Origin of the sequence: Collinsella ureilytica (assembly GCF_019795105.1) — a bacterium.
Classification (GTDB): domain Bacteria; phylum Actinomycetota; class Coriobacteriia; order Coriobacteriales; family Coriobacteriaceae; genus Collinsella; species Collinsella ureilytica.
Map to the genome: position 1 here is coordinate 214,016 of NZ_JAIMFO010000005.1, position 15,636 is coordinate 229,651.

Consider the following 15,636-nt stretch of genomic DNA (forward strand, 5'->3'; position numbering starts at 1 on the left):
AACGGAGGCAGCAACTCCCGGCTTTTACGGTGTCTGCATCAATTCCAAGGCGAGTCGGAATGCGAAAAGCAGAAGCAGCGACTCCAACGCCGCCTATCTCGTACGATCAGCCAAGAATCCAAAGCGAGTCTCAGACAACACGATCGACAGAAAGATGAGCACAAATCCAAACACGAGCCTGCCCGTAAGCATTTCTCCTGCAAACAAAATAGCAAAGAGCACGCCCGAGGGAGACTCGAGCGAAAGTAAGAGCGACCCTGTTGACGCTGGCACATGAGCGAACGCAAGATTTTGAATTAAGAGCCCAATGCAGGTGCACACGACTGACAAAAAGACCAGGATGCCAATGGTATCTGGCGTCCAGACCTCAGGTTGAGGAGCCGGCTCAAACAAAAACGAGGTCACTAAAGCACCTACGCCTACCACCAAAAGCATCCAAAAGGTGAGCACATTCACATCAAGGTCGCGGCCAAAGCAGCTCATCACCGCCATCTGCAGGGCAAAAAAGCCAGCCCCTACCAAGGTCAGGGCGTCGCCAAGCCCAATGCTGAGATCGTCTAAGGCTACAAAGGCCACGCCACAAAGACAGAGCAGTGCCGCTCCCACATTCCACCTGCTCAGCCGCTCGCCACCCATCATATGGCTGATGAAGGGCACCAAGATGCAATAGGTTCCGGTCAAAAAAGCGCTCTTTCCACTGGTTGTTCCTACAAGACCAGCGGTTTGTAGGCCATAGGCAGCCCACATAATGAGTCCCATTCCGAGACCGACAACGAGATTGCGGGCATTAAAGTGAGCGCGAATACGGCGGTGTAAGAAGAGAAAGAGAAGACCTGCCGAGGGCAAAAATCTCGCTCCTACAATGAGGAACGGTGGGAAGAGATCGAGGGCACCCTTCATGATGAAAAACGAAAAACCCCAGATGAGCGCCATTGCCACGAGCAAGGATTTCCAGAACAGCGGCGAGCGAGCGCCTGCTCCGCGCAAAGTCCCAGCGCCGCGATCCCACGGAGCTACCGGAGCATCTGGCCCTAATAGCGCCTCGAGGCTATCGTTCGAATCTTTATCTAAATACGTGCTGCTTGGTGCGGTGTGTGTACGGTTCGCCTCAGTCATGCGGGGACAATGCCTCTCAAGATGGGAGGCGTGGTGTCCGCGCCGTGCCCTCTGCACGGCACCGCCTCGTGGACGAGCCTAGCGCCCGGACCCCCGGAACGCATTCGCACTGTACCACGCTGACCAGCAGGCTCTCAATTCACCGAACTAAAGCGCAAGGCAGAGCACACTTATACAGCAGGCTCGTAATCGGCAAGCAGCTCAACCAAGAGCTGATAGGCGTCGTCGGCGTGCTCAATTTCGTTCACACCACTTTTCTGCTCGCACGGGGCAAATTGGGCAGATCGGCCTTTCTAGCGAGAGTGGAAGACTTTGCGCTAGTGGTCGGCTTACATGGGGGTATTGGGTTGATTGGGCTGAAAATACGGTATAGGGGGTTGGTTTTAGTACATTTATTGTCCTCTATGCACAGATTTGACGCGAAGTGCGGGCAAAAATGCTCCTAACGACACCGAAACGTACGCCGGTTCCACTGCAAAAGTGCACTCTCGAATTTAAAAATCTGGAGGAGGCACTCATCGACACCAACCTGTACGCCAGCTCTGCTCCAAAAGCGCTATTCCAAATTGTGGAAAACTAACACGTGCCCTCGCGAAACATCAAAGCGTACGCCGGTCTCACTTCAAAATTTGGAAAAATCGACGCGTATGCTCTTGAGTAAAAGGGTTATGGGAGCAAAACCGCGACCCAGCGCGTGAATGCACTCATAAACAAAAACCGCGATTCGGCACGTACGCATGCCGAATCGCGGATACACATCCAAGCCGCTCAGAACAAGAAGTGACTAAATCTATGCGCGGCCGTTTGAACCCAGGTTCTCCATGCGGATCTTGACGATCTTGGTGATCTCATCCATACCTGCACGAGCCGGCTTCTTCGGATCAAAATTGCCAGGATTTTCTGCCATATATGCCATATAGCCCTTGGTATACGCCTGACGAAGCTCAGTTGCGTAGTTAACCTTGCAAATACCGTTGGAAATTGCCTGAGCTACCTGCTCATCGGGAACACCAGAGGTGCCATGCAACACGAGAGGCACATCGGTCTTGGCGGCAATAGCAGAAACCACATCAAGCGCAATATGAGGCGTTCCATGATACACGCCATGAGCAGTGCCTACGCCAATTGCCAAGCTCGTGCAGCCTGTGCGCTCTACAAACTCAGCCGCCTCATCAGGATCGGTATAAGGATTTTCTCCCTCAACAGCCGGGCCGTCGTCCTCTTTACCGCCTACCTTGCCAAGCTCTGCCTCAACGGGAATGCCCAGAGCCTTGCCCACGCGAGCAACCGGAGCCGTAACCTCAATATTCTCCTCATATGGAACATGACTACCGTCAATCATGACCGAGGTGTAGCCTACCTTCATAGCCTGCATGCAGCGATCAAAGCCATCCCCGTGGTCGAGATGCAAAGCCACTGGTACATCGGTGCGCGCAGCAGCGGCAGAAACCATGCCATAGAAGTAATCAAGACCGGCGGATTTTACCGTACCAGGCGTGGTCTGCATAATCACCGGAGAGCGCAGCTCCTCAGCAGCAGCTAAGATAGCCATCACGAACTCAAGGTTCTCCACATTGAAGGCACCCACACCATAGTGATTTTTTTGTGCGTCGAGCAGCATCTCTTTCGTAGTTACCAGCATGATCGCTCCCTTCCGCTCAGCACAAGGTCAGCTGAGCGCACACCGCCGTCTTCCTTTCCGGCGCATCTTGAGACTATTGTAGGTGAGGCACATTCCAAGATCTGGGAATTTTAGGCTCTAGAACGTGCATATTCTCCTCAATACGCAAGAAAAAGAAAGTCGATTGCTCTCAAGAATTAAAGCACACGTTATTTCTGCAGGTAGATATGAAGCGGTTGTGGCATTTTCCTGTGCTGCATAGCAAAAAGAAAATAGATTAGCTTCTTTAAAAGAAAGCATAAGAAAATAGATACAAGATGCGTCGCAAGACGTTATAGCAAAATCGCAGTGTGGATTACCCCGACGCGCAGGAATTATGCATGAGCACAAAGGTCAAGCGCAAGCTAAGCCGGTGGACGAGCAGGAAGGCGAAGCGCGGGATGAGTCAGAGATGAAACGCGAGCTGAGCAGGCGGAGGTGCGTAACGGACGTAAGTATAAAGACGCTATGCGCAACACACTGGGCATCTCTAATAGCAGTCACAAGGAGCCGCCATGAGAAAAAAGCAGGCCGAACCCAACAAGCCAAGCACAAGCACCAGATCTCGAAGTGGCGCTCGAAGCTTTGCAGAAGAGCGTCAGTCGGCCATTGTTGAGATGCTTGAGCGCAATACCTCTATTCAAGTGAACGATATTGCTCAGGCTTTTGGTGTCTCGGCAGTTACCGCTCGAGCCGACCTTGATGCCTTAGCTGCAGATGGCAAGCTACGACGCACCCATGGTGGGGCAGTTTCGCTCCACAAGACCCTGACGGTCTCGGTACAAGATAAGCGTGTGAATCTCAACGCTCAGGAGAAACGTCGTGTTGGCCTCGCCGCTCAAGCGCTCGTAGAAGATGCTTCAACCATCATGGTTGATTCAGGAACAACAGCTCTGGAGTTTGTGCGCGCACTGGGCAAGCGATCAGGGATCACAATCATTACTGCAGATCTCACCATCGCAAATTTTGTAGATGCGAGCCTGCCTGATATTAATTGCGTACTTCTAGGTGGAACACTTCGCAAAGGGCACCGCTATACCTACGGTCCTTTAACGGTGCGATCCCTCGATGTCCTCCATGCCGACCTTGCCATCATATGCCCAGGTTCGTTTGTTCCCTCTCGAGGACTTATGACGGACTATCCGCAAATGGCAGACGTGAAAGCTGCCATGATTGCAGCCGCAGATACAAGCTGTGCCCTCATGGATGCAAGCAAAGTCGGAGCAGGTGGCCTGATACGATTTGCTGGTTTGGAAGATCTGGATGCTATCGTGGTTGACCGCGATCCAGCAGGTATTGTTGGAGGGATGGCAGAATCGTTGGGTGAGCAAGCTCCTCAGCTCATCATCGCGCCCTAAGTTGAGTGAGCGCAAGGCAGCAGCGTCGAAGCCCATCATTGAGCCCTCACCACGACGGGTCACGCAAGCGCAAGGCAGCAGCGTCGAAGCTCTCAAAGCGCGAACCGCCGAATACGGCAGCGGACACGTCTCAAGGTTTGAGCCGAACCACCGCGCACGACACAAACAAGGCAGCGGGCTCGAGGCCGCAGCGTCGAAGTCCTCAAAACCATAACCGTCAAACACGGAAGCAGCCACGTCTCGAGGCTTGAACCGAACCGCCGCACACGACACGAACAAGACAGCGAGCGCGAGGCCGCAGCCACGGGACTCTCAAAGCGCGAATCGAACCGTCACGCAAGGCAGCAAGCGCAAGGCCGCAGCCCAAAACCCCAAACCAAACCGCCCACGCAAAAAAGCGGCTACGTCCTCAGCCCTTAGAGTTCGAGCAGCTCAGCTACCCCGTCCATAATGCCCGGGGCGTCGGCACGCGCATACAAATCCTGATCAATCACCGAGACAGGAACGGTAGAGACCTCTTCTACGCTTCCCTTTGCAAAACCGATCTGTGGGCTCAAAAGCACGAGATCAGCCTCAGAAATCTTCGACACAGCGTCGCTCATGGGATGAGCCTCAATCTCAATTCCAAGATTGCGCTCGGTAGCAACATGCTGCATTTTAGAAACAAGCAGGCTAGTTGAAACGCCTGCCGTGCAGCAGACAAGAACCTTCTTCATTCATCGTTCCTTCCGTGAGCTCAAACGCAGATGCGAACAAAAGATACTGCAACCTCATACACGCACAGCAAAAAACCAATAGCAAGCAGCAGCGCCGCCGAGCGGGGCGGAGATGTGAAAGGGTTCATCTCCGTCCTGCACGACGGCGCCGCCACGAGGTATGTCTTACTTCTTGCGGATATACTTCAGGCAGTCAAGGGTTACGGCGATCAGGATGATGATGCCGGAGAAGACGAACTGAAGGTTCGTATCAATACCCAAAATCGTTAAGGAGTAGGTCAGTGCGGTAAAGATCAATACACCTACGGTAACGCCGGAGATCTTACCAATACCACCGGTAAACGAGATACCACCAACCACGCACGCAGCAATGGCGTCCATCTCCCAGCCCTGACCATAGGCAGCAGAGCCAGAACCAACCATGCGGATGCACTCAAGCCATGAGCCAAAGCCGTACAGGATGCCGGCCAGCAGGAAGGCACCGATAGAAATTGCAAAGACGTTAATACCAGATACTGAAGCTGCCTCGGGGTTTCCACCAACGGCATACATGTTCTTACCAAAGGTGGTCTTGTTCCAAATGAACCAAACAATGGCAATGGCAGCAATTGCCCAGAGGATGATCGTCGGGAAGCCGTTGATCTTCGGGGTCACCATATTGGGGATCTGCGGATCAATAGCGCCAAAGGAAACGCCCTTAGTGGCATAGGTTACCAAGCCAAAGATGATGAGCATATTGGCCATCGTTGAGATAAACCAGTGCATCTTAAACTTTGCGGTAAAGAATCCTGCAATTGCAGAGAACAAGGTGCAGAGCGCCACGCAAACAACCAGAGCAAGCAGGATACGTCCCACAACCGGCATGGTTGAGAAGTCAAAAGCAATGCCAAAAACCGTACCCGTATTGGGTCCTTGGTGCATGATGATCGTAGAGGCCACCATACTCATACCAACCATACGGCCAATTGAGAGGTCGGTACCGGTCTGCAAAATGAGGCCAGCTACGCCAAGCGCCAAGAACATACGCGGCGAGGACTGCTGCAAGATGTTCAGAATGTTTTGCACCGTGAGCAGCTGGGTGCCCTTAATGGCAGGTGTAATACCGCAAAGCACGGCGAAGACGAGCAGAATTGCGAGATACAGACCATTGTTGAGCAAGAAGTCACGCGCGCTAAAGGTATAGCGATAGGTCTCCCAGCGCTGTGCCAGCTTTTCCTGGAAGGTAAAGCGCGACATGCGCAGCATATCCAGCAGGTGGTAGCGATACATGAAAGCCTCATGCTCGCGATCCTTAATGCGCTGCATGTCCTGCTGATAGGTAACCTTGGCGTCAAACTGCTTGTTCTTATAAACGTACTTCTCTTCCTTTACCTCTTGGGAGTCGGAAAGAGAGGCAAGTTCTTTTTTGTGGTCGCGCTCAAGCTCAGCCAAACGTGCCTGATAGTCCTTCTTTGCAACCTCGCGCTCGGCCTCGCAGCTCTGCTTGACCGGAGTCAGATACTCTTTCTCAAAGTGCTCATTTAAATACGCCTCAGCCTCGGCAATGAGCTTTGAGATAGCATCGGCGTGAGATGCCTCAACCTGCTTTGCAGCATCCAAGTCTTTTTGGAATTTTGCAATCTCGCGATCGCGCTCTTCGCGCGTGAGGATCCGGTCGTTCTTGGTTGCGTCGATGCTCGACTGCAGCTCCAACACCTTCGTGGTGCCATCTGCGCGCAGCTCATCAACCTTGCGCTGAATCTCGCTCACATGAGCGTCAATCGGCTGCAGAAGAGCTGTCTCCTGCTCAACCGAGAGTACCGTGCGTGACTGTGCCATAGTTTCATCCCCTCGCTTACAGGTATTTCGCGCTTAGACGCAGGAGCTCTTCCTGGTCGGTTTTCTTTGTCTCTACAATGCCCGAAAGCCTGCCGTTGGACATAACACCAATACGGTTGGTAATTCCCAAAATCTCAGGCATCTCCGAGGAAACAACGATGATCGTTGTTCCCTGCTTAGCCATTTCAATGATCAGCTCGTAGATCTCGTATTTTGCTCCCACGTCAATGCCGCGCGTGGGCTCATCCATCAAGAAGATCTGCGGATAGCGCTCAAGCCACTTACCAAAAATAACCTTTTGCTGATTACCACCAGACAAGCTTGAGATCAGATCATCTGGACCCATGCACTTGGTTCTCATGGTTTTAATCTCACGAGCCGTTGCCCGAACCATCTTGCTCTGAGACAGGGCAATGCCGTTCTTATACTGATCAAGATTGGCAATCGTGGTGTTAAAGGTCAGATCTCCTTTGAGGAACAGGCCATTTGCCTTGCGCTCCTCGGTAATCAGGGCAAAGCCATGATCCATAGCATCTTTTGCCGAGCTAAAGTTCATCAGACGATCGCGGAAGTACACACGACCTGCCGCTCGGGTACGGATACCAAAGATCGTTTCAAGCAGCTCCGTACGGCCAGCACCAACCAGGCCATACAAGCCAAAGATCTCACCACGGCCAACCTCAAAACTGATGTCTTGCAAGTGTGGCTCAAACTTGGTGGAGAGGTGACGGATAGACAAAATCGGCTCTCCCGGCACATTGTCTACCGGCGGGAAACGTTGAGCAAGTGAACGGCCAACCATAGCGGAGATGAGCTCGTTCATATTCGTCTCACTCGTGCGCTTGGTCATAACAAGGTTGCCGTCGCGCAGAACTGAGACCTCGTCGCAAATCTCAAAGATCTCATCCATCTTGTGCGAAATATAAATGAGTGAGATGCCCTGATCGCGCAGCATGCGCATCATTTGGAAGAGCTTCTCTACTTCTTGAGCCATGAGCGAAGAAGTTGGCTCGTCGAGCACGATCACCTTTGCGTTATACGAAATAGCCTTTGCAATCTCGCACATCTGGCGCTGAGAAACCGACATCGTGCGCATGGGCTGGGTTAGATCAACCGTCATGCCGAGGCGGCGGAAAAGCTCATTAGCCTCTTTGCGCATACGTGGCTCGTCTACGATACCCATCGAGTTGACCGGATAGCGGCCAAGGAAAAGATTATCTACGACGTTGCGCTCCAGGCACTGGTTCAGCTCCTGGTGCACCATGGCAATACCGTTCTCAAGGGCGTCTTTAGGGCCAGAGAAACTAATCTCTTTGCCCTCAAGCATGATGGTGCCCTCGTCCTTTTGATAGCTGCCAAAGAGGCATTTCATCATGGTGGACTTTCCAGCACCGTTCTCACCCATGAGGCCCATCACGCTGCCGCGGCGCACGTCGAGATCGATATGGTCGAGCACGCGGTTGCGTCCGAAGGTCTTACTCATCCCCTGGATGGAAAGAACGATGTCCTCGTGCGTTTCAGTCATGTGTTCACCCCTCGTGTTCTCCGCATCCCACACAGGCAGCGCCCGGGCGGGTCTCATATAACAGATGCAAAAGGGGGAGAAAGAACCTTCCTCCCCCTCTGCTCCTCAGACTCGGATACTCAGCCGATTGAGCATTCAGGCGAATTAGCCCAGCAGCGCGGTGTAGGAAGCGCCGTTGTCGGTCTTCACCATGTTGATGGCAAAGGCATCATACTCGCTCGGGTTGCCCAAACGGTTGGTAAGCGTTGCCTCGCTCTGGCCGTCACCAGCAACAAAGTCAACATCGAGGTTCAAAACCTCCATGTACTTCTTCAGCAGTGGCTGATAGGTGGAGGACAGGAAGTTGTCGCCAGAGTTGTAGATGGAGAGCCAGACCTTCTTCTTGGGGGACTTGCTCTCATCAAGCTGCGACTGGGCAGTCTTGTACAGCATGGTGGGATCCATGAAGTCCTTGTAGTTATCAGGCGTAACGGCCAGGTTCATGGCGTAGAAGGAACGATCGGTATCGCTGTACTTGAAGTCCTCAGCGGCGATCATGTTACCAGCCTCATCCTCCTTACCAACACCGGTCTGGATGTCTACGCCGTCCATGGCGTTGCGGAGCAAACGAAGGGTGAGGTAGGCCTGAACACCAGGGTTCTGGGAGACGGTGCCTGCATAGCCCTCGGCAATGGCGGCTACAGCGTCAGAGTTGGCGTCATAACCAAAGGTCGGAACCTTGTGCTCCTTGGACCAGGCGTTAAACATGGCCATGCCCATGCCGTCGTTGTTAGAAACGATGATGTCAATCTGATCACCAAAGGCGGAAGCCCAGGTACCAATGGCGTTACCAGCCGTGGGGGCATCCCAAGTGGATCCAGCGGTGGTCTTCATCTCCTGGCTGGCAAGCTCGCGAACGATAAACTTCTTGCCATCAACCTCAATCTCGCCGTCCTTCACAACGGTGGAAGAACCATCCGTGTTGGTACCAGCGGCGTCAGACACGACGTTGCCATCCTTCTCAACGGCCGTGCCAAGCGCCTTGCGGCAACCACGGGTACGAGCGATGGAGTCGTTGTGTCCCACGTCACCGATGGCGAGAACGTAGCCAATGATGCCGTCACCGTTGCGGTCGATCTTGTCGGCGTTCTTCTTGATGTAGTCAACCACCATCTGACCCTCAAGCTCGCCACCCTGGTTGGCGTCAAAGCCAACATAGTAGGTGTCCTTATTCCACTGCAGGGTCGTCATATCGAGCTCACCGGTGGAGCTGTTGGACGGCTGACGGTTATAGAACACGACCGGCTTGGCCGCGTTGCCGCCGGCGGCTGCAGGAGCGCTACCAGCAGGAGCCTTGCCCTGCCCGCCGCAGCCCGTAAGGACTCCGGCGCCCAGGACGCTCATCGCGCCCAGACCGCACACCTGCAAGAATTGACGACGTGACATGCCCATGAGAACAGCCCCTTTCATGCGGCGCATTTGCGCCCCTCATTAATACGAACGGTGCGGGCGCACCGTAGCAGATTTCCGAGGAGAGGCGGGTGCTCCCACCCCGGGCTTCTGCAATGCTAACGTTAACATCCTGACCGCGAATGCGCTCAGTGTAACTCTAAGCGCTCGCCAAACGGTCAAGATTTGGGTGTAGACGGTAGATGAGTCCGATTGCGTATCATCAACCTTCACACCCATGTGTAAGAGTTATCTGCGATCTGCCACAGAAGACCGCTCAACCAATACACCAGGGATCCGCACAGCCTCGGGAGTTACGCCCGGATCCTGCACGGCATGCTCAAATACTTGACGACCACGCTCCCGCAAATCAAAGCGCACCGAGGTGAGTTCAACATGAGGAACCATGGCCTCAAGCGAGTCATCAATACCAACCACGCTCACGTCTTCTGGAACACGGCGACCTTGCTCGCGAAGGGCATCAATAACGCCAGCAGCCATCTGATCGTTTGCCACATAGACGGCAGTCATTGCCCGATCTTTTGCCAAACGCTGGCCAATCTCGTATCCCGAATGCGGGGTCCAGTCTCCGTGGAGAGGTTCTTGAGCCGCAATGCCACGTCCAGCAAGAGCATCTCTCCAGCCAGCCTCACGAAACTCACTATCAATTGAGTAGGTAGGGCCGCCCACGAAGCGGATCTGTTCATGCCCGTGGGCAAAGAGATGATTCATCACCAAGGCCGAGCATCCATAGTGATCAGAATCAACGGTTGTGCAAAGCGGGTGAGCATACATCGTAACAATGACCGTGCTCATACCCGGCTGAGGTGTAAAACTTGGAAAATCAGGTGCCATACGGCTCATGCCAATAATCATGCCGTCTACCGGAAGCTCAGCCATACGCCGTGAAGCTTCTGCCAGGGCAAAAGCCTCGTCTTCACACATCTCAATCATGGTAACGGCATGCCCACACTCACGCGCGGCGGCCAAAATGCCATCGAGCATGGTGAGGTTACCAATCTTTGTAATGTCGTAAACGCACAGACCAACAGCGCGATAGCTTCCGCCGCGCAGTGACCTACCGGCATAGTTTGGCCTAAAACCAAGCTCGTGCATGACTGCCAGCACTCGATCACGGGTTTTTTCGCTCACATTGGGCACGCCATTTGCCACGCGGGACACCGTTTGCTGAGAGACTCCCGCTGCAACTGCGACATCAGACATTGATACCGCGCGCCCCTTGTATACACCCTTGCGCTCCGGTTTTGCGGAGAGCGCGTGGCGGATGCGCTTCTCCATGACGACCCCTTTCCGCGCATCGTCCATCCTCTTTCGACCATAGTAGCGAATGACCGCTTACGGGGGTTTTGCTACCAGTCACAGGAAAGAGAATTAACAAATGACAGCCTTCATTGAGTACGTTAACATTCTAAGCGTACTCATGCAAGGGAAATCTCGTATCTGGTTGCTCTGCTGATTGCTCGTTGCGCGGGTCATGCCCGGGTCAGACTAGGTTTCTGAAGCGGGCAGCAAGGCTGTGGGAGCAGCTGGAAATGTATACGGAAACGAGTGGCTTAAAACTTCGTTGAAAGGAACTCTATGATCCTGAAAACGCCATTTGGCCAAATGCCCGATGGACGCCCTGTTTCGCGCTATGAACTGAGTGTGGGCTCTGCTCGGGTTTCGGTCATGGACTTTGGTGCTGCGATTCTGAGCGCCGAGGTGCCAGATCGTACCGGCAACCTCACTGATGTCGTGCTCGGTTTTGATTCACTTGAGGGCTATTTTGATAACCCGGCCTGCCATGGTTCGGTCATAGGCCCTTCTGCCAATCGCACGGATCGCGCTGAGGTACCACTTGGTGGTACGGTGTATCATCTGCCAGCCAACGACGGGCCAGATCAGCAAAATAACCTGCATACCGATCTCAAGCTCGGCCTGCATAAACGCCTCTGGGATGCTGAGCTTGATGAAGCCAACAATGCTATACAGTTTTCCTGCTGCCTAGACGATGGTGAGCTGGGACTTCCCGGAGCAAGGCGCTTCTTTGCCATCTATACGCTGCGCACCTGCAAAGCATCGGCCACCGAAATAGCTGCCTGCAAGTCCGACGGAGCGACCACTGAAGGAGCAGCCTGCGAGCTCGATGGAACGACCGTTAAGCCCGACGGAGCAGCCACCGAAGAAGCGACCTGCGAGCCCAACGGGACGGCCAATAAGCTCGACGGAGCAGCCTTCGCGTGCAAAACTCCGGCTGAATATACTGAGGGCGCTGAGCTCGTCTTGACCCTTAGGTGTGAAACTGATCATGACACCTATGTAAATATGACCAATCACACCTACTTCAACCTGCAAGGAGCAGGTTCGGGATCTGCCCTTGGTGCCCTCGTAACGCTTCGGGCCTCTCACTTTTTGCCCATTCGCGAAGACAGCGTTTCTGCTGGAGAGATCAGGCCAGTGGCACACACACCATTTGACTTCACCAGCCCAAAGCGCCTCGATGCAGATATTGCTGCTGATGATATTCAGCTCGCTCGTGCCCGTGGCTATGATCACTGCTTTGTAATCGATGGCTACGAGCCTGGGACTGGCGCACGTCCTGCTCTTTGCGCCCACGACCCCGCGAGCGGCCGTGTGCTTGAAATCCTCATTACCCAACCTGGAGCTCATCTCTACACCGGAAACTGGCTCAACGACCATAATGCAAAACGAGGCGCCTCCTTTGAGCCGGGAGCCGGCTTTGCCTTTGAGCCTGAGTTTTTCCCGGATAACGTCCACCACGCAGACTGGGAGCATCCCGTATGTACACCCGACACTCCCTGGTCTCAAACCATTGTGTACCGCTTCTCTACCGTTGATCCCGCGTAGTTTTCCAAAAAAAGCTACGCATTCATGTATCTACACCATGCCTCGCAAGGCGGCGAGGCCAAGAGGAAGGATTCGCCCATGTCAGAGACCATCCACGATGCAGCAATCTCCCGGGCTCGCGCCTATTTTGTGCAAGAGTTCGGTGAGCCCGCGCCCGACGCTCGCCTGCTCTATGTTCATGCGCCGGGTCGCTCTGAGATCTCAGGCAACCACACCGACCATGAAGGCGGTCGCGTTATTGCTGGAGCCTTAGATGTGGCAGTGGAAGGCATTGCGGTTGCCAATGGTACGAATACGATTCGTATTGCTGACGAAGGCTTCCCTCCGTTTGAGATCACCTTGGATGACCTCTCCGTTCAGACCGAGGAGCGCGAAGGCTCCGCTTCGCTCCTGCGTGGTATGGCAGCACAGCTTGCCGATACGGGCAGAGAACCGACTGGCTTTGACTTTGCCTTTATTTGCACGGTTCCCTCAGGTGGCGGCCTTTCAAGCTCCGCTGCTGTAGAGGCTGCCTATGGGCGTGCCATGGAAGCGCTCTGGGAGGGTCGCGAGATCTCCCCCATTGAGCTCGCCAAGATGAGCCAGTTTGCCGAGAACGAGTACTTTGGAAAGCCCTGCGGCCTTATGGATCAAGCTGCTGTATGCTTGGGCGGCCTTGCGTATATGGACTTTGAGGAGGCCACGCAGCCAGCATGCGCCAAACTCGACTTTGACTTTGATAAGGCAGGATATGGCCTCGTTTTGGTAAAGGTTGGAAGCGACCATGCCGATCTTACTGACGAGTACGCTGCCATTCCGCAGGAGATGCAGGCTGTAGCTGCAGAGTTTGGCAAGAAGCGTCTTTGCGAAGTAGACCCTCACGACTTTGATGCTCGCGTAGCCGAACTTCGCCAAAAGCTCGGTGACCGCGCAGTGCTTCGCGCCATCCATTACTTCTATGAAGTGGGCTTGGTAGACAAGCGCTGGGATGCCCTGCAGGCGGGTGATATTGATCGCTTCCTCGCACTCACCCGTGAGTCTGGTGCCAGCTCAGCCATGTTCTTGCAAAACGTAACAGTTGCAGGCTCCGATGTTCGCTCACAGCACACCATGGTTGCCCTCGGCTTGGCTGAGCGGATCTTAGCCGGACGCGGTGCTACACGCATTCACGGCGGTGGCTTTGGCGGCTCCATCCAGTGCTTTGTTCCAACTGAGCTGGTAGATGAGTTTATCCAGCGCATGAATGCCTGGCTGGGCGAGGGCTTTGCTCGACACTACGCCATTGCTCAGGAGGGGGCGTTTGCTCAATGGCTGTAAGCGCAGAATCTGAGGCACATGAGGTGTGCGAGGTGTGCGGAACAGCCTGCGAGCGTGAGGCACACATGAGCCTTCGAGACGCAATTGAGAGCTTAGTTGATTACGCCTGCGGATCTGGCATGCTCGAGCAGGCAGATCGGCGCTGGGCATACAATGCCGTTCTTTCTGCTATCGGAGCAGAAGGACCAGGCCCTCTTGAGGCATGGGAGCTTCAAGCGGCAAAGCCTCCGCAAGACTTCGACCTTGCTTCTACCCTTGCCCTCCTTGCCAATCAGGCCTCTACCCATGGGCGTTTTGAAGATACCGCCTCAGGGCATGACCGCGCTGCCATGGAAGTTATGGGGTCGCTCATGCCGCGTCCTTCAGAGATTGCGCGAAAGTTCTCTGAGCTGCAAAAAACCGCAGGCCCAGAAGCTGCAACAACCTGGTTTTACCAGCTTTGCGGAGATGCCGACTATGTGCGGCGCTCCGCCATTGCACGCAATATTGAGTGGACAACACAAACCCGCTGGGGAGATTTAGAAATCACCATCAACCTCTCTAAGCCAGAGAAGGATCCCCGCGATATTGCTGCTGCAGGCGCTGCCAAAAAATCGAACACCGGATCAGATGAGGTCTACCCGGCTTGCCAGCTCTGTATGGGAAATGAGGGCTATGCGGGTCGCGCAGCGGTCTCTCATGCAGGAGCACATCCTGCCCGCCAAAACCTGCGCATCGTTCCTGTTGAGCTGGGTGGCGAGGCCTGGGGTCTGCAATATAGCCCCTATGCCTACTTTAGCGAGCACTGCATAGCCATGAGTCCCGAGCATCGACCCATGCATGTTGATCGTGAAAACATGGAGCGTCTGCTCGATTTCATAGACGCCTTCCCTCACTATTTTGTTGGCTCAAATGCCGATTTGCCCATTGTCGGTGGATCCATTCTCTCTCACGACCACTTCCAAGGCGGTCGCCACGTCTTCCCTATGATGCGCGCTGAAGTAACAGATACCTTCTCGATTCCTGGCTTTTCAGGCGTTGAGGGCGAAGTGCTCAACTGGCCAATGACGGTTTTGAGGCTTCGCTCCTCTGATCGGGCCGTGCTCTTGGACGCAGCCGATCATGTGCTTGTGCGCTGGCGTGCGTGGGATGATGCCGAAGCAGGCGTGGTTTCTCATGATGCAGATGGCACACGGCATAACACCATTACGCCCGTTGCCACAAAGAGCGGGTCTGACTACGTGCTCTACCTTGCCTTGCGCTGCAATATCACGACCGATGAGCACCCACTCGGAGTCTTTCATCCGCATGCGGAGTATCACCATATTAAGAAGGAAAACATTGGCTTAATTGAGGTCATGGGGCTTGCCATTCTGCCACCGCGCTTGGTAGATGAGCTTGATGCGGTGAAACGCCATCTGATTGCTGCTCAAGGGGCAACTCAGGATCAGCCCATGGAGCTTGATGCGCTGGAACAAGCGCTTCGCTCAGATGCCCTCTCCGCTCCGCATGCTCGCTGGGCTCTTGAGGTAGCAAAACGCCATCCCAGCTTAGGTGTGGATGCCGAGACAATCCTTCATGATGAGGTTGGCTTTGTGTTTGGCCAGGTGTTGGAAGATGCTGGTGTCTTTAAGTGGGATGAAGTAGGACGCGCAGCGCTCGCTCACTTCTTAGAGGCTCTCTAGCACTGGCGCGGCTGCTACGCTCCGGAACGACCGGAGCGTAGCAGCCGGAGCGTAGCAACCAAGGCGCAGCAGCCGGAACGATCGTGCTCAGCAACCGGAGTACAACAACCAAGGCGCACCGCACGCAGCGTGTATCACGCAATGCAAAACCCGGGTATGAGCAAGAACTCATATCCGGGTTTCGTGT

Annotated in this window: 11 protein-coding genes; 4 read left to right on the forward strand and 7 right to left on the reverse strand. The window is 54.3% G+C overall.

Going from position 1 to position 15,636, the window contains the following annotated elements:
* Positions 1-93: 93 nt before the first annotated feature.
* Positions 94-1,116 (reverse strand): DMT family transporter, encoded by a 1,023-nt coding sequence (locus K6V98_RS03680; RefSeq protein ID WP_222199173.1) that lies wholly within the window; start codon positions 1,114-1,116, stop codon positions 94-96.
* A 790-nt stretch (positions 1,117-1,906) separates the two neighbouring features.
* On the reverse strand, positions 1,907-2,758 hold the full coding sequence (locus tag K6V98_RS03685) for a class II fructose-bisphosphate aldolase (RefSeq protein WP_222199174.1): 852 nt from the start codon (positions 2,756-2,758) through the stop codon (positions 1,907-1,909).
* A 533-nt stretch (positions 2,759-3,291) separates the two neighbouring features.
* Here K6V98_RS03685 and K6V98_RS03690 point away from each other — a divergent pair.
* Positions 3,292-4,134, forward strand: coding sequence for a DeoR/GlpR family DNA-binding transcription regulator (locus K6V98_RS03690; protein ID WP_222199175.1), 843 nt, complete (start codon positions 3,292-3,294; stop codon positions 4,132-4,134).
* A 416-nt stretch (positions 4,135-4,550) separates the two neighbouring features.
* On the opposite strand, the gene K6V98_RS03695 is transcribed toward K6V98_RS03690, so the two are convergent.
* From K6V98_RS03695 to K6V98_RS03715, 5 genes are all read right to left on the reverse strand, one after another.
* Positions 4,551-4,850 (reverse strand): PTS sugar transporter subunit IIB, encoded by a 300-nt coding sequence (locus K6V98_RS03695; protein WP_222199176.1) that lies wholly within the window; start codon positions 4,848-4,850, stop codon positions 4,551-4,553.
* Positions 4,851-5,015: 165 nt separating this feature from the next.
* Entirely contained in the window at positions 5,016-6,668 is a 1,653-nt protein-coding gene (locus tag K6V98_RS03700; protein ID WP_222199177.1) for an ABC transporter permease subunit, read from the reverse strand.
* Between the two features lie 16 nt (positions 6,669-6,684).
* A complete protein-coding gene (locus K6V98_RS03705) occupies positions 6,685-8,193 on the reverse strand; it encodes a sugar ABC transporter ATP-binding protein (protein ID WP_222199178.1) in 1,509 nt (502 codons plus the stop codon).
* A 144-nt stretch (positions 8,194-8,337) separates the two neighbouring features.
* Positions 8,338-9,624 carry a substrate-binding domain-containing protein gene (locus tag K6V98_RS03710; protein ID WP_222199179.1) on the reverse strand — a complete coding sequence of 429 codons (1,287 nt, stop codon included), beginning with the start codon at positions 9,622-9,624 and terminating at the stop codon, positions 8,338-8,340.
* A gap of 246 nt (positions 9,625-9,870) precedes the next feature.
* Positions 9,871-10,920, reverse strand: a complete 1,050-nt coding sequence (locus K6V98_RS03715; protein ID WP_306792734.1) for a LacI family DNA-binding transcriptional regulator — start codon at positions 10,918-10,920, stop codon at positions 9,871-9,873.
* A 300-nt stretch (positions 10,921-11,220) separates the two neighbouring features.
* On the opposite strand from K6V98_RS03715, the gene K6V98_RS03720 reads away from it, so the two are divergent.
* The 3 genes from K6V98_RS03720 (at position 11,221) to K6V98_RS03730 (ending at position 15,449) form a co-directional block, all read left to right on the forward strand.
* Positions 11,221-12,489, forward strand: a complete 1,269-nt coding sequence (locus K6V98_RS03720) for an aldose epimerase family protein (RefSeq protein ID WP_306792735.1) — start codon at positions 11,221-11,223, stop codon at positions 12,487-12,489.
* 78 nt (positions 12,490-12,567) lie between these two features.
* A complete protein-coding gene (locus tag K6V98_RS03725) occupies positions 12,568-13,785 on the forward strand; it encodes a galactokinase (protein WP_222199181.1) in 1,218 nt (405 codons plus the stop codon).
* Between the two features lie 65 nt (positions 13,786-13,850).
* Positions 13,851-15,449 carry a UDP-glucose--hexose-1-phosphate uridylyltransferase gene (locus K6V98_RS03730; protein ID WP_222199299.1) on the forward strand — a complete coding sequence of 533 codons (1,599 nt, stop codon included), beginning with the start codon at positions 13,851-13,853 and terminating at the stop codon, positions 15,447-15,449.
* The last annotated feature ends 187 nt before the right edge of the window (positions 15,450-15,636 follow it).

What these genes read in the sequence shown, in the direction of transcription:
- K6V98_RS03680 (WP_222199173.1), bottom strand. Translation starts at nt 1,116, where the DNA reads ATGACTGAGGCGAACCGTACACACACCGCACCAAGCAGCACGTATTTA.
- K6V98_RS03685 (WP_222199174.1), bottom strand. Translation starts at nt 2,758, where the DNA reads ATGCTGGTAACTACGAAAGAGATGCTGCTCGACGCACAAAAAAATCAC.
- K6V98_RS03690 (WP_222199175.1), top strand. Translation starts at nt 3,292, where the DNA reads ATGAGAAAAAAGCAGGCCGAACCCAACAAGCCAAGCACAAGCACCAGA.
- K6V98_RS03695 (WP_222199176.1), bottom strand. Translation starts at nt 4,850, where the DNA reads ATGAAGAAGGTTCTTGTCTGCTGCACGGCAGGCGTTTCAACTAGCCTG.
- K6V98_RS03700 (WP_222199177.1), bottom strand. Translation starts at nt 6,668, where the DNA reads ATGGCACAGTCACGCACGGTACTCTCGGTTGAGCAGGAGACAGCTCTT.
- K6V98_RS03705 (WP_222199178.1), bottom strand. Translation starts at nt 8,193, where the DNA reads ATGACTGAAACGCACGAGGACATCGTTCTTTCCATCCAGGGGATGAGT.
- K6V98_RS03710 (WP_222199179.1), bottom strand. Translation starts at nt 9,624, where the DNA reads ATGGGCATGTCACGTCGTCAATTCTTGCAGGTGTGCGGTCTGGGCGCG.
- K6V98_RS03715 (WP_306792734.1), bottom strand. Translation starts at nt 10,920, where the DNA reads ATGGAGAAGCGCATCCGCCACGCGCTCTCCGCAAAACCGGAGCGCAAG.
- K6V98_RS03720 (WP_306792735.1), top strand. Translation starts at nt 11,221, where the DNA reads ATGATCCTGAAAACGCCATTTGGCCAAATGCCCGATGGACGCCCTGTT.
- K6V98_RS03725 (WP_222199181.1), top strand. Translation starts at nt 12,568, where the DNA reads ATGTCAGAGACCATCCACGATGCAGCAATCTCCCGGGCTCGCGCCTAT.
- K6V98_RS03730 (WP_222199299.1), top strand. Translation starts at nt 13,851, where the DNA reads ATGAGCCTTCGAGACGCAATTGAGAGCTTAGTTGATTACGCCTGCGGA.